Here is a 14000-nt window from a genome sequence, read left to right on the forward strand (position 1 = left end):
GTATGAAAAAGAATTTAAAGATAAATATTTTCTGGCTTGGCCTTGTCTTAATCGGCTACTTGCTGATGACAGTATTGGTTAGTGCCGGTGTTCTCAACGCTTTTTACATTCAAATCTTAGAGCAGATTGGGATTAATATTATTCTGGCTGTGGGGCTTAATCTCATCGTCGGATTCTCAGGCCAATTCTCTCTTGGCCATGCTGGCTTTATGGCTATCGGTGCCTACGCTGTAGCGATTATTGGCTCTAAATCGCCAACATATGGAGCTTTCTTCATTGCTATGCTGGCTGGAGCTATCATTGCTGGTATTGTGGCTTTAGTAGTTGGTTTGCCGACCCTGCGACTTAAAGGGGACTATCTCGCGATTGCAACTCTTGGTGTCTCAGAGATTATCCGTATTCTGATTATTAATGGCGGTACTTTGACTAATGGCGCAGCTGGTATCCTATCCATTCCGCCCTTTACTTCTTGGCAGATGGTCTATGTCTTTGTTGTTATCACAACTATTTTGACCTTGAATTTCCTGCGCAGTCCTATTGGACGCAGTACTCTGTCTGTCCGTGAGGATGAGATTGCTGCCGAGTCTGTTGGTGTTAATACTACTAGAATCAAAGTGACAGCCTTTGTCTTGGGAGCTATCACGGCTTCTATTGCTGGTTCTCTTCAAGCTGGCTTTGTTGGATCAGTTGTTCCTAAGGACTATTCCTTTACCAACACTATCAATATCTTGATTATTGTCGTTTTTGGTGGTCTAGGATCGATGACTGGAACCATTGTGGCTGCAGTAGTATTGGGAGTTCTCAATATGTTGCTACAGGATGTATCCAGCATTCGGATGATTGTCTATTCTTTGGCCTTGATCTTGGTCATGATTTTCCGTCCTGGCGGACTTTTAGGAACTTGGGAGCTCAGCTTGTCTAAGCTCTTCAAAAAGAATAAGGAGGTCAAAGAATAATGGCACTTCTTGATGTGAAAAATCTAACTAAAAACTTTAGTGGCTTGACTGCTGTTAGCGATGTGACCTTGGAACTCAACGAGGGCGAGCTGGTTGGTCTGATTGGCCCTAATGGTGCAGGAAAAACAACTCTTTTCAATCTCTTAACGGGTGTTTATGAGCCTAGTGAAGGAACAGTGACACTAGATGGTCATTTGCTAAATGGTAAGGTTCCTTACAAGATTGCTGCTTTAGGGCTAGGGCGGACCTTCCAGAACATCCGGCTCTTTAAGGACCTTAGTGTTTTGGATAATGTTCTGATTGCCTTTGGTAATCATCATAAGGCTCATGTGTTGGCTTCTTTTCTCCGCCTGCCAGCCTACTACAAAAACGAAGAAGAACTCAAAGCTAAGGCTTTGGAGTTGCTGAAAATTTTTGACTTGGACAAGGAAGCAGAAACCTTGGCTAAGAACTTAGCTTATGGTCAGCAGCGCCGCTTGGAAATTGTTCGGGCCTTGGCAACGGAGCCTAAGATTCTTTTCTTGGATGAACCGGCTGCGGGAATGAACCCTCAGGAGACAGCTGAGCTGACTGCATTGATTCGACGGATTAAAAACGAATTTAACATTACCATCATGCTAATTGAGCATGATATGAGTCTGGTAATGGAAGTTACTGAGCGAATCTATGTGTTGGAGTACGGCCGCTTGATTGCGCACGGAACACCTGATGAAATCAAGAATGACAAACGCGTTATTGAAGCTTATCTAGGAGGTGAAGCCTAATGTCCATGCTTAAAGTTGAGAATCTCTCTGTCCATTATGGCATGATTCAGGCTGTCCGTGATGTCAGCTTTGAAGTAAACGAAGGAGAAGTCGTTTCCCTGATTGGCGCCAACGGTGCAGGAAAAACGACTATTCTCCGGACTATTTCAGGCTTGGTTCGTCCAAGTGCTGGTAAAATTGAATTTGTAGGTAATGAAATTCAAAAAGTTCCTGCTCAAAAAATCGTAGCAGCTGGACTTTCGCAAGTACCAGAAGGCCGTCATGTCTTTCCGGGTCTGACCGTTTTGGAAAATTTGGAAATGGGCGCCTTTCTCAAAACAAATCGAGAAGAAAATCAAGCCAATCTCAAAAAGGTCTTCTCTCGTTTTCCACGCTTGGAAGAGCGTAAAAACCAAGATGCTGCTACCCTTTCAGGTGGTGAGCAGCAGATGCTGGCTATGGGACGTGCTTTGATGTCTACGCCTAAGCTGTTGCTCTTGGATGAGCCTTCTATGGGCTTGGCGCCAATCTTTATCCAGGAAATCTTCGATATTATCCAAGATATCCAGCGACAAGGAACTACAGTTCTTTTGATTGAGCAAAATGCAAATAAGGCTCTCTCTATCGCTGACCGTGGTTATGTCCTTGAAACAGGCAAAATCGTTCTGTCCGGAACTGGCCAAGAGCTCCTCGCTTCTGACGAAGTCCGCAAAGCATATCTAGGTGGCTGAAACAATCCGGGGGATTGTTTCAGGTTGCAGATGGGAACTCGCAGTAGCGAGTTTTCTTCAAAAGGTCTGGGAGACATTTTTAGGTTGTGGATAGAAAGTTACGATAGTAACGTAACGTTTTGAAAAGGTCCATTGGACCTTTTTTCTTCTCTTGGATGTTAAGCTAGTATAGTTGACTATTTCCTATCTTCAATTTTTCCAATCGTAGGATTTTTCTAAATTTTGAAAACTTAGGCAAAGAACTTGGAAGCGTTTGAAATCAGCTGTAAAATAAAGTATAATAAGTATAAGAAATACGGATAGGAAGAAGAGGGAACTCTTATGGCAGTTAAAGATTTTATGACGCGTAAGGTGGTTTATATCAGCCCAGATACAACAATTGCTCATGCGGCAGATATGATGCGTGAGCAGAAGCTCCACCGTCTGCCGGTGATTGAGAATGACCAACTAGTGGGATTGGTAACAGAAGGAACGATTGCAGAAGCTAGTCCATCTAAGGCAACGAGTCTGTCCATTTATGAGATGAACTATCTTCTCAACAAAACAAAAGTTGGTGATGTTATGATTCGTGATGTGGTCACGATTTCTCAGTTTGCCAGTCTGGAAGATGCGACCTATCTGATGCTGAAAAATAAGATTGGCATCCTGCCTGTCGTGGACAATGAGCAACTTTACGGGGTTATTACTGACCGTGATATTTTCACAGCCTTCTTAGAAGTATCTGGCTATGGTGAAGAGGGAGTTCGTCTACGCTTTGTCACTGAGAATAAGGTGGGGGTTCTTGAGCAGATTATCCGTCTTCTGGTGGAAGAAAATCTCAACATCTCCAATACCGTCAATATCCCACGCAAGGATGGAAAAGTTGTCATTGAAGTACAATTAGCTGGTAATATAGATACGGCGCTTCTCAAGAAAAAATTTGAAGAGCATGCGATTGAGCTGGCTGAGATTACACATACTGCTGCAAAAGCTTTATAAATAACATAAAAAAGCCTCATCGTTAGATGAGGTTTTTAACGTACAATAGGTTGTTTGTTGGCATCTAAAGTGAAGCCTTCGCCCAAGATCTCATGGGCTTCGGTAATAGTAGTAAAGGCAAATGGATCGACTTGGTTAATGAGTTTCTTCATTTGCTGCATTTCGTTACGGGAAACAACACAGTAGACAATCTGGAGATCCTGCTTGCTATAGAAGCCTTGCCCCTTGAGGTAGGTCACTCCACGATCTAGCTTGTTATTGATAGCTTCAGCCAGTTCTGCCGGTTTGCTGGTAACGATAAGGAATCCCTTGCCGGCAAAGCCTCCTTCTGCAATCAGGTCAATGACTCGCGAGGTGATAAAGACAAACATTAGGGTATAAGACACCATGCGTAGGTCTTTGAAAACAAGGAGAACCAAGGTAATGACCACAAAATCAACAGTCAGCATGAGTTTGCCCATGGAAATGCTCGTATATTTATTAAAGATGCGGGCTACAATGTCAGTACCGCCCGTCGTTCCGCCAGCATTGAAGATGATGCCTAGTCCAATCCCCATAACAATCCCCGTTCCAAGACAGGCTAGTAAGACATCACCGTCCAGAGCTGAGATAAAATAGTTTTGCAGGTGTTTAGAAGCAGGTAAGATTTCAAAAATCTTGAGCCAAGCAGACACAGAGAAAGTCCCTAGAATGCTGAGGTAGAGGGTTCTCGAACCCAGTAGCTTCCATGCAATAATAAAGAGAGGAATGTTAATCACTAGGTTGGTCGTCGAGACAGGGATTTTAAATAGATAGTAGGCAATCAAGGTCAGACCTGTCGCGCCACCTTCATATAAATGAAAGGGAATGACCAAATAATGAATCCCAAAAGAAAAAATTCCAGCCCCCAAAATGATGGCCAGTACGTTTTTTAATTTAAACATAAGATCCTCCTAAATCTGTTTCCAGAAATTTCTTCTGAATATATTTTACCAAAAATTTAGCCTTTATGAAACACTTTGAAAAAATTTTTAAAGTCTTTTCTTATGATGGGCTTTTAGCTTTTTTTTTGGTAAAATAAACAATAGATAAAAAAGAGTGGGATGAAAATAATGAGTTGACGGAGTCAGCTCTTATCAGGCTGCTCAGCAATGTGGACGGACTCTGAAAAGTAGCTTATATCAAGCTTTAAAGCAAGTCTCATCTGCATTTTCTTATAAAGAACAAAAAAATAGAAGTTAGAGATTCAAGGTAAAGATGAAAAATGGTATTTTGATTTCGCTGGAAGGTCCAGAAGGGGCTGGAAAGTCGAGTGTGTTGGAAGCCTTGCTTCCTTTTTTGAAAAATTATGGTACTGGTCTGATTACGACGCGGGAGCCGGGTGGCGTCCAGATTGCAGAGGCTATTCGCGAAGTGATTTTGGATCCTAGTCATACAGCTATGGACGCTAAGACAGAGCTCTTGCTGTACATTGCCAGCCGCCGCCAGCACTTGGCTGAGCGGGTTTTACCAGCTTTAGCACAAGGGAAAATCGTCTTGATGGACCGTTTTATTGATAGTTCAGTGGCCTATCAGGGCTACGGACGGGGGCTGGATGTAGCAGACATTGAATGGCTCAATCAGTTCGCGACAGATGGACTCAAGCCTGATTTGACCCTCTATTTTGATATTGATGTGGAAGAAGGGCTGGCGCGGATTGCTAAGAGTGAAAGCCGAGAGGTGAATCGGCTTGATCTGGAGGGGTTAGACCTGCACCAGCGGGTTCGGCAGGGCTATTTGGCGATTCTTGACAAGGAGCCTGAGCGCTTTGTCAAGGTAGATGCCAGTCAACCTCTGGATAAAGTAGTGGCTGATAGTTTGGCCATCATTCAGGAACGATTTGGGAATCCGTCATGAAGATAAAAGATTTACAGCAAAGCCAGCCTAGCTTGTTTGAGCAGTTTCAGCATATTCTGGAACAGGGACGGCTTAGCCACGCCTACTTGTTTACCGGAGCTTTTGGCAGTTTTGAAATGGCCCAAATCCTGTCTCAGAGTCTCTTTTGCGAGAATAAGCAAGGCGTCTGGCCTTGTCAGTCCTGTCGTTCTTGTCGTTTGATTGCAGAAGAAGACTTTTCTGATGTAACGGTGGTGCGACCGGTTAATAACATTATCAAAACTGATCGAGTTCGGGAGCTGGTCCGAAACTTCTCTCAGAGTGGTCTGGAAGGCAGTCGGCAGGTTTTCATTATCTGCAATGCCGATCGGATGCACGTGAATGCAGCCAATTCCTTGCTCAAAGTCATTGAGGAGCCGCAGAGCGAGATTTATATCTTTCTCCTGACTGCTGATGAACAGCTGATTCTGCCGACGATTCGAAGTCGGACTCAGGTTTATCATTTTTTGAAAAATACAGCTGCTTTGCAGCACAGCTTGGAGCAGGATGGCTTGATTAAAAGTCGAGCGGAGCTACTAGCTGCTTATAGTCAGACTCAGTCAGAAGCGGAAAGCTTGGCTCATAATAATGCCTTTTTTGAATTAGTCGGTGAATGCGAGCGCTTTGTCAAGGATTTTCAGACTCGCTCCAGTCACGCTTTTCTGCAGGTTTCGCGTCTGGCAAAGATGGCTGATGATAAGGAGAAGCAGGAACAGGCCTTCAAGCTCTTGGAAGTGTTATTTTATAAAGAGATAGCAACAGAAAGCGGCCGACAGGCCTTGGAGCAGCTTCTGCTAGCTCGGAAGATGTGGCGGGCCAATGTATCTTTTCAAAATGCTTTAGAATATATGACTTTGAAGGGAAAGTAAAAAGAGGCAGCACAGGAGTATAAAATGGATAAAAAAGACTTATTTGACGCCTTAGATGATTTTTCACAGACGCTTTTAGTGACCCTTGCTGAGGTGGAGGCTGTCAAGAAAAATCTCAAGAGTGTGGTAGAGGAAAATATTGCTCTGCATCTGGAAAATGATAAGCTGAGGGAGCGCTTGGGAGAGGTGGAGAAGGAAGCTCCGACCAAGACCAAGAAAAACCGGGATAATCTGCGTAAGCTTTACTATGACGGCTTTCATGTCTGTACTGATTTCTATGGTCAGCGCCGGGAGAATGACGCAGAGTGCATGTTCTGTGATGAATTGTTATTTAGGGAGTAGCGATGCAGGTTCAAAAAAGTTTTAAGGGCGAAACTGCCTATGGCAAGCTTTATCTGGTCGCAACTCCTATCGGCAATCTGGATGATATGAGTATCCGTATGGTCAATACCTTGAAAGAGGTTGATAGGATTGCGGCTGAAGATACGAGAAATACAGGCCTGCTGCTTAAGCATTTTGGGATTGAGACTAAACAGATCAGTTTTCACGAGCACAATGCCAAGGAGAAAATCCCAGTTCTCTTGGACATGCTTCAAAGCGGAAATGATATAGCCCAGGTTTCAGATGCTGGTATGCCCAGCATTTCTGATCCTGGACATGATTTGGTTCAGGCAGCGCTAGAAGCTGGAATTACTGTAGTGCCAATTCCTGGTCCTAGTGCTGGAATAACAGCCTTGATTGCCAGCGGATTGGCTCCCCAACCGCATATTTTCTATGGTTTTCTACCTAGAAAGGCTGGCCAGCAGAAGGAATTTTTCACTAGCAAAAAATCCTATCCTGAGACCCAGATTTTCTACGAATCCCCTCATCGGGTTTGGGCTACGCTGGAAAATATGTTGGCAGTTTATGGTGACCGCCAAGTCGTCTTGGTGCGCGAGCTGACTAAGATTCATGAAGAGTATCAGCGAGGGCTGATTTCAGAGTTGCTGGCCTATACGGCTGAACATCCGCCTAAAGGAGAGTGTCTCTTGATTGTAGCTGGGGTGGCAGAAGATGCTCAACAAGAAATATCTCAAGAGCAGATCCTAGCTGAAATTGATCTTTTAGTTGAAGCCGGTAGCAAAAAAAATCAGGCCATCAAGGAAGTGGCCAAGAAATACGGCAGGAACAAGAGCGAGCTCTATGCGGTTTATCATGAAAATAAGGATTGATAGCAACTCAGAAATCTCTCAATACAACCAGTTGTCTCTTTTAGAATTGGAAAAAGCGTAACTCAGCTTTTTAGTAAGACTATTTAATCCTGACCTAAACTCAGGATTTTTTTTGTTATCTGGATTAGATAGTTGGTTTTGCTTATCTATATTTCAACAATGTTCGGGAATTGGCTAAAAAAGTGCTAGATTTCTGAAATAAAATAGATATTTTCTAAACTTTGTGATATGATATACAAAATAAATTTTGGAGGTAGGATATGACGATTTACAATTTTTCTGCTGGACCGGCAGTATTGCCCAAGGAAGTCTTGAAAAAAGCTCAGGCTGAGTTTTTAGACTATGCCCAAAGTGGCATGAGTGTGATGGAGCTGTCCCACCGATCCAAGGAATTTGACGATATTATCAAAGAAGCTGAGAGCTTGCTGCGTGAGCTCATGGATATTCCGGACAATTACCGCGTGCTCTTCCTGCAGGGTGGGGCTTCTACTCAGTTTAGCATGATTCCCCTTAATCTAGCACAAGGCGGTAAGGCCTACTACCTAGTAGCTGGCTCTTGGGGAAAGAAAGCTTACACCGAAGCAGTCAAGCTGTCTAAGTTCATTCCTTTTGAGCCCATTCTCTTGGCTTCATCAGAGGATTTAAATTACACGGAAATTCCTTCTTTTGATGAAAAGGAGATTGATCCGCAGGCGGCTTATGTGCATCTGACAACCAATAATACTATCGAAGGAACGTCTATTTATGATCTGCCTGCGACCAATGGCGTGCCGATTGTGGCGGACATGTCTTCTAATATCCTGGCTGCTCAGTACCGAGTAGAGGATTTTGGTTTGATTTATGCTGGGGCTCAGAAAAATATCGGTCCTGCCGGCGTGACAGTTGTCATCATCCGAGAAGACTTGCTGGATGACGAACCAGTTCTATCTAGCATGTTGGATTACCGCATTCAGGCGGACAATGGCTCTCTTTACAATACACCACCGACTTTTGCCATCTATATGGCTAAACTGGTCTTTGAGTGGGTCAAGGAACTAGGTGGCGTAGCAGAAATGGAAAAGCGCAATCGTGAAAAATCTGGCCTTTTGTACGACTTCATTGAGCAGTCTGACTTTTATCGCAGTCCAGTCCGTTACAAGGAGCAGCGCTCAGTAGCCAATATTCCCTTTGTGTCTCCTAGCCAAGAGCTGGACGCCAAATTTAACAAAGAGGCTGCTGCAGCGGGATTCAAGAATATCAAGGGGCACCGCAGCGTAGGCGGCATGAGAGCTAGTCTCTACAATGCCTTTCCGCTTCAAGGTGTCAAGGACTTGATTACCTTTATGCAGAAATTTGAAGAAGAAAATTCTTAAGAGAGGGAAACTATGGTCTTTAGTGTCAAAACCTTTAACAATATCAATCAAATCGGTCTTAAGGAGCTGGGCAATGCTTTTCAGATTGACGGAGATAAGTCTGACAATCCAGATGCTTATATCCTGCGTAGTCAAAACCTGCATGGACAGGAATTTCCAAGTAAGCTCAAAGCTATTGCGCGGGCAGGCGCTGGAACCAATAATATTCCTGTCGACCAGGCAACGGCTCAGGGAATTGTGGTCTTCAACACACCAGGAGCTAATGCCAATGCGGTAAAAGAAGCAGTCTTGGCTTCCATTCTCCTGTCTGCGCGTGACTATATCGCAGCTAACAGTTGGGCTAACGGCCTTTCTGGAGATGATGTTCCCAAGCAAGTGGAAGCTGGTAAGAAGCAGTTTGCTGGGACAGAGATTGCAGAGAAGACTTTAGGAGTCATTGGGTTAGGAGCTATCGGCGGCCGTATTGCTAACGATGCCTATCGTCTGGGAATGAATGTCCTGGGCTATGACCCTTATGTATCCATTGAAACAGCTTGGAATATCTCTAGTCATGTCAAGCGGGTAGCAGACATTAAGGAAATCTTTGAGAAGAGTGATTATATCACTATTCATGTGCCCCTGACTGAGGATACACGTGCTACTTTTGATCAGGAGGCTTTTGGTCTCATGCAAAAGGGAACAACCCTTATCAACTTTGCCCGTGGCGAGCTGGTGGACAATGCTGCCCTCTTTGAAGCCATAGAAGCTGGTGTAGTCAAGCGCTATATCACAGACTTTGGTGTAGAAGAACTGCTCCGTCATCCACAGATTACAGTCTTTCCGCATTTGGGTGGCTCGACAGAGGAAGCCGAGCTCAACTGTGCCATTATGGCTGGGAAAACCATTCGCCGCTTCATGGAAACGGGGGAGATTATCAACTCAGTGAATTTCCCTAATGTCCGTCAGGCTCTCTCAGCACCTTATCGGATTACTCTGATTAACAAAAATGTACCGAATATTGTGGCTCGGATTTCAACAGCTGTCAGTGATTTGAATATCAATATCGACAATATCATCAATCGTTCCAAGGGTGATTATGCTTATACTTTGCTGGATTTGGATGAGTCGGATGAAAGCAAGATTCAGGAGCTGGTTGATAAATTTGAGAATAGCGACAATATTGTGCGCGTGCGTTTGATTAAGAAATAACCGAGAAATAGACATTGTTTCTTTATGGAATGCGTCTTTACCAGCCGATGAGCCTTTCGCTTGTCGGCTTTTTCTAATGAGTCTCGGCTTGACAAGAAGGAGCTAGCTGGGCTATCATAGGGACGGAGGAAAAACAATGTTACAATTTATCGAATACCCAAAATGCTCTACCTGCCGCAAGGCTAAGGCTGAGCTCAATCAATTAGGAGTGGATTTTGAAGCGGTGGATATTGTCCAAAATACACCTAGCCGGGATCAGCTCCTAGACTGGATTCAGAATTCTGATTTTGAGATCAAGGCCTTTTTCAATACCAGCGGCCTCAAATACCGTGAGCTAGGTCTCAAAGAAAAAGTTCCGCATTTGACATCCCAGGAAGCTGCTGATTTATTATCGACAGACGGCATGCTGATTAAACGGCCGCTCTTGGTTCGAGATAACCAAATCTTGCAGATTGGCTACCGGAAGACATATGAAGAGTTGGGGCTTTGAGAAGATAAGGCTTGATAAAAAGGCTTTATATTCATCTGTAGTCGAATAAAACGACAAAACGAAATAGGGATAAGCCAATTGTGTTAGAGAATAAAAAAACAGACTGAAATCAAGAAGATAGGAAAGATTTAGTCACGGGCAAAGAGGCGAATGGATTGAAAGCCTCTTTTTTCTAAGATAGAATTTCTTCCCATTTTTTTGAAGCTGTGGATGAGGTGACATATACAACAAAATTAGCAGATAAAGTAGATGTTGCTAAAAATGGAACAAAGGTTGTTGTTAGACCTGGAAGTACAAGTGAACTAGGAGCAACATTGGAATTTCAATTAAGGAAACCAAAAGGAGGAGTTTCATATGAAATTAGATATGGAGACTAAAAATGAAGAATGGGTAGAAATCTTTAAAGATATGATCCCCAGAGATAACTATAAGATAAAAGTTTTATTGACGAATTTAGCAGATGAGCAAGAAATTAGGCTTATTGGAGAAAAGAACCGTTTTAAATTTTCATGTTTTTGTTATGATGAAGCACGATTTTTTAGCAGGGAATTGTATTTATCTGCAATTCTAGATAAAGAGATGTTTAAAAAATTTGAAAAAGATAATTTCCAAAATGTCATTTACGAAGTCAAAAATAGTCAATTAGTGAGAAAACTAGAATACACATCATATTATGATCCAGGAACTCTGCATTCACAACATTATATAATCATAACTCAAGATAGTGTAGTGGAGATTCTTGTGTCCGCAAATTCTGATTTAAGTATCAGTCAATACTAGAAAATTTGCTAATCAAATATGTACATGACTTTAGTTACAATTATCGGAAAATAGAACTTGGAGAAATGATATGGAAAAATGGACGAAAATTAAACCGGGCTTCATTCCTTTTGGAGATTATGGTATTGAGATAAATATAGATGGAGATACTCTAATTGCATACTTGGAAGATTCAGAAAAGTTTAAATTTACCTTTACAAAGGTCTGGGCTTTTCGCTCAGTCCAGGAAAGTTTACAATTAAGAGATAGATACTGGGAGCAAGGATTGGCAGAGAACAGACCACTTTATCTGACCAATTATATCTATGAAGTCGAGAATACAGAGTTTGGCGACTTGGTCGCTTCTGCAAATGTAGCTAATAAAAAGCTTCATCACTATTTCATAATGTCGACGAATTTTTTAGTGGACGTTGTATCCGAAAACGATGTAAAAGTTGAGAAAGTATAAATTATTTTTATTAAGATAATTAATCATTATATATCAAAATCTGATTTGGGCAAGATGGATTTTGATGGTTTTGTAGCCATTTTTGACGGGAAACAAATCCCTAATAAAGTAGCGCTATTTCGCTTTTTTGAACAAGGTACGTATTTCGCTGTGACGAATATTTGGCCCTCTATTACGAATTGGTTGACAGCTTTGTCAAGGATAGAGGCAGATAGTTATACTTTTATTTTTAAAGACTATGATTTCTTTTTGATTGATGATGAGGAAGAATAGTAAACCTTTAAATGGTGAGGAACTCCTTCCTATTGGAATTAGGTATAAGGAGTACTAAGTGGGAAGGAAAGAATAAGTTTCAGTCTCTTCAATAGGAAATCTGAATTTGGAATTAAGGAAAGAATATACAAGATGTCATGATTTTTCTTTTAGAGAATGTGGTTCAAGTAGATTGTATGATCGAATCTGGGTTAGAAAGCGTGTCAGTAGAAGCTCCTAATGACATTAAAAAGCTTTTCATGATATAATAAATCTATCTCAATCTTAGAAAGAAGAATCATGGTTTTATCAAAAAAACGGGCTCGTCATGTCATCGAAGAGATTATTGCTCTTTTTCCTGATGCCAAGCCCAGTCTGGATTTTCGCAATCACTTTGAGCTCTTGGTAGCGGTCATGCTGTCGGCTCAGACGACAGATGCTGCGGTCAATAAGGCAACGCCGGCTCTGTTTGAAGCCTATCCAAGTCCTCAAGACATGGCTGCGGCTGGTGAAGCAGACATTGCTAAATATATCTCCCGCCTAGGCCTCTACCGCAACAAGGCCAAGTTTTTGAAGAAATGCGCCCAGCAGCTTTTGGACGACTTTGATGGCCAAGTACCACAAACGCGGGCGGAATTGGAAAGTCTAGCTGGTGTTGGTCGCAAAACGGCCAATGTAGTCATGAGTGTGGGCTTTGGTATTCCAGCTTTTGCTGTTGATACTCATGTGGAGCGCATTTGCAAGCACCATGATATCGTTAAAAAGTCGGCAACGCCACTGGAAGTAGAAAAGCGAGTTATGGATGTCCTTCCACCGGAACGTTGGTTACCAGCACATCAGGCCATGATTTACTTTGGACGTGCCATCTGCCATCCTAAAAATCCCGAGTGCGATCACTATCCGCAACTCTATAACTTTAAAGACATTTAAAAAGCGAGGTCTAATGACTTCGCTTTTACTTGATAGGGAAGAAAGTAAGTAAGAGCCAAGAAAACAACAGAGCAATAGCGCCAATTCCAAGGCTAAATAGAACAGGAAGGATAATGTTTTGGTAAGGAGCCTTGCCCCTTTCCTCAGCTTCTTCAATCTCGCTCAGGCTGCGTCCTTGATCATAGGCGACAATCTGGCGAAAGGTACGAAGATTATGCTGTTTCTTGAATTTCTCAATGCGTAGGGCATAGAACATAGTGATAGCAAAAATCAAGCAACTAATGGCGATACCAAACCAATCCAGATAAAGAATTAGTGGAATCATTATTATAGGACTACCAATTAGTAAAATGGTAAAAACCGCTCCATCTTTTTGATAGCGCATAAATTCTTGGTCGTGAATAATTTGTTTCATGGTTTCCAAATCTCCTTTGACTAGTTTGTCCAATAACACTTCAAAGACCTTGCTCAGTAAGAGCAGGTTTTGAATATCAGGATAGGTTGCGCCGTGTTCCCAGTTGGAAATGGATTGACGGCTGACGAAGATTATTTCAGCTAAATCGTCTTGAGATAAATTTTTCTCTTTACGATAGTACTGGATTTGCTTTCCGACTTGCATAAGATTTCCTCGCTTTCTGATTTCATTCTACTTAATTATACAAAAAATGACTATCAAAGTTCTTTGACATGTTGATTTTGTGGGATTTAGCAAATGTTTTTGCCACTGGATTTACAGGTCTGTCAATTCATGTTTACCTACTGAAAAAGAGGCTAGCAGCCTCCTTTTCTTATTCACTAAATCTTAAAAAATAACCATCTGGATCCAAAATCGCAAATTCATGGGGATAAATAAAGCTATCTCCCACTCGAAATTCTCTTTTCGTCAGCGGACGATGGATGGGATAGTCAGCTTCCAGCAGTTTTTGGTGGAGCTGAGGGACATCTTCAATGCCAAAGGAAATATTGACACCGCGCCCGAAAGGATAGGTCAGCTGAGCTAATTCTTCTGCGCTACCTTCTTCTAGCATAAGTTGGCAGTCTTCAAGCGAGAGGAAGAGAAATTTGTCCTCTGGACGCTCGTATTCGACAGAGAATCCTAGCAGGTCGCAGTAGAAGTGGCGTGATTTTTCGATGTCAGATACTACAAATTCAGGAATGACAGCTTGATAGTCCATTCGT

At 42.4% G+C, this 14000-nt stretch carries 18 protein-coding genes; 15 read left to right on the top strand and 3 right to left on the bottom strand.

The window, feature by feature from the left end; all coding sequences use genetic code 11:
* The first annotated feature begins 2 nt into the window (after positions 1 to 2).
* From DQM55_RS03425 to DQM55_RS03440, 4 genes are all read left to right on the top strand, one after another.
* Positions 3 to 956 (top strand): branched-chain amino acid ABC transporter permease, encoded by a 954-nt coding sequence (locus DQM55_RS03425; RefSeq protein WP_002914606.1) that lies wholly within the window; start codon positions 3 to 5, stop codon positions 954 to 956.
* A complete protein-coding gene (locus DQM55_RS03430) occupies positions 956 to 1720 on the top strand; it encodes an ABC transporter ATP-binding protein (protein WP_111675468.1) in 765 nt (254 codons plus the stop codon). Before DQM55_RS03425 ends, DQM55_RS03430 begins: the two co-directional genes overlap by 1 nt.
* Complete coding sequence (locus DQM55_RS03435; RefSeq protein WP_002894681.1) at positions 1720 to 2430, top strand: ABC transporter ATP-binding protein; 711 nt, start codon at positions 1720 to 1722, stop codon at positions 2428 to 2430. The genes DQM55_RS03430 and DQM55_RS03435 overlap by 1 nt, the downstream gene beginning before the upstream one ends.
* Positions 2431 to 2751: 321 nt before the next feature.
* Positions 2752 to 3408 carry a CBS domain-containing protein gene (locus tag DQM55_RS03440; protein ID WP_111675469.1) on the top strand — a complete coding sequence of 219 codons (657 nt, stop codon included), beginning with the start codon at positions 2752 to 2754 and terminating at the stop codon, positions 3406 to 3408.
* A 35-nt stretch (positions 3409 to 3443) separates the two neighbouring features.
* On the opposite strand, the gene DQM55_RS03445 is transcribed toward DQM55_RS03440, so the two are convergent.
* Positions 3444 to 4331: a YitT family protein gene (locus tag DQM55_RS03445; RefSeq protein ID WP_111675470.1), complete on the bottom strand. Its 888-nt coding sequence runs from the start codon at positions 4329 to 4331 to the stop codon at positions 3444 to 3446.
* A gap of 313 nt (positions 4332 to 4644) precedes the next feature.
* Here DQM55_RS03445 and tmk point away from each other — a divergent pair, with 313 nt between their 5' ends.
* From tmk to nth, 11 genes are all read left to right on the top strand, one after another.
* A complete protein-coding gene (tmk, locus tag DQM55_RS03455) occupies positions 4645 to 5283 on the top strand; it encodes a dTMP kinase (RefSeq protein ID WP_111675471.1) in 639 nt (212 codons plus the stop codon).
* Positions 5280 to 6170, top strand: coding sequence for a DNA polymerase III subunit delta' (locus tag DQM55_RS03460; RefSeq protein ID WP_111675472.1), 891 nt, complete (start codon positions 5280 to 5282; stop codon positions 6168 to 6170). The genes tmk and DQM55_RS03460 overlap by 4 nt, the downstream gene beginning before the upstream one ends.
* Before the next feature lie 24 nt (positions 6171 to 6194).
* Entirely contained in the window at positions 6195 to 6512 is a 318-nt protein-coding gene (gene yabA / locus DQM55_RS03465) for a DNA replication initiation control protein YabA (RefSeq protein WP_002894690.1), read from the top strand.
* 2 nt (positions 6513 to 6514) lie between these two features.
* Positions 6515 to 7381, top strand: a complete 867-nt coding sequence (rsmI, locus tag DQM55_RS03470) for a 16S rRNA (cytidine(1402)-2'-O)-methyltransferase (protein WP_111675473.1) — start codon at positions 6515 to 6517, stop codon at positions 7379 to 7381.
* Positions 7382 to 7641: 260 nt separating this feature from the next.
* Positions 7642 to 8733 carry a 3-phosphoserine/phosphohydroxythreonine transaminase gene (gene serC / locus DQM55_RS03475; RefSeq protein WP_111675474.1) on the top strand — a complete coding sequence of 364 codons (1092 nt, stop codon included), beginning with the start codon at positions 7642 to 7644 and terminating at the stop codon, positions 8731 to 8733.
* Between the two features lie 12 nt (positions 8734 to 8745).
* Positions 8746 to 9921 (top strand): 3-phosphoglycerate dehydrogenase family protein, encoded by a 1176-nt coding sequence (locus DQM55_RS03480; RefSeq protein WP_111675475.1) that lies wholly within the window; start codon positions 8746 to 8748, stop codon positions 9919 to 9921.
* 136 nt (positions 9922 to 10057) lie between these two features.
* On the top strand, positions 10058 to 10411 hold the full coding sequence (locus DQM55_RS03485; protein WP_111675476.1) for an arsenate reductase family protein: 354 nt from the start codon (positions 10058 to 10060) through the stop codon (positions 10409 to 10411).
* Positions 10412 to 10765: 354 nt separating this feature from the next.
* Positions 10766 to 11191, top strand: a complete 426-nt coding sequence (locus DQM55_RS03490; RefSeq protein WP_111675477.1) for a hypothetical protein — start codon at positions 10766 to 10768, stop codon at positions 11189 to 11191.
* A 70-nt stretch (positions 11192 to 11261) separates the two neighbouring features.
* On the top strand, positions 11262 to 11639 hold the full coding sequence (locus DQM55_RS03495) for a hypothetical protein (protein ID WP_111675478.1): 378 nt from the start codon (positions 11262 to 11264) through the stop codon (positions 11637 to 11639).
* Between the two features lie 54 nt (positions 11640 to 11693).
* A complete protein-coding gene (locus tag DQM55_RS03500; protein ID WP_145980187.1) occupies positions 11694 to 11912 on the top strand; it encodes a hypothetical protein in 219 nt (72 codons plus the stop codon).
* 279 nt (positions 11913 to 12191) lie between these two features.
* Complete coding sequence (gene nth, locus DQM55_RS03505) at positions 12192 to 12821, top strand: endonuclease III (protein WP_002905943.1); 630 nt, start codon at positions 12192 to 12194, stop codon at positions 12819 to 12821.
* A 25-nt stretch (positions 12822 to 12846) separates the two neighbouring features.
* Here nth and DQM55_RS03510 read toward each other — a convergent pair whose 3' ends face one another.
* Both DQM55_RS03510 and DQM55_RS03525 read right to left on the bottom strand, forming a co-directional pair.
* A complete protein-coding gene (locus tag DQM55_RS03510) occupies positions 12847 to 13440 on the bottom strand; it encodes a helix-turn-helix domain-containing protein (RefSeq protein WP_111675480.1) in 594 nt (197 codons plus the stop codon).
* A gap of 169 nt (positions 13441 to 13609) precedes the next feature.
* A complete protein-coding gene (locus DQM55_RS03525) occupies positions 13610 to 13996 on the bottom strand; it encodes a bleomycin resistance protein (protein ID WP_111675483.1) in 387 nt (128 codons plus the stop codon).
* Positions 13997 to 14000 lie beyond the last annotated feature (4 nt).

The sequence above is a fragment of the Streptococcus sanguinis genome (genome assembly GCF_900475275.1).
Taxonomy (GTDB): Bacteria; Bacillota; Bacilli; order Lactobacillales; family Streptococcaceae; genus Streptococcus; species Streptococcus sanguinis_N.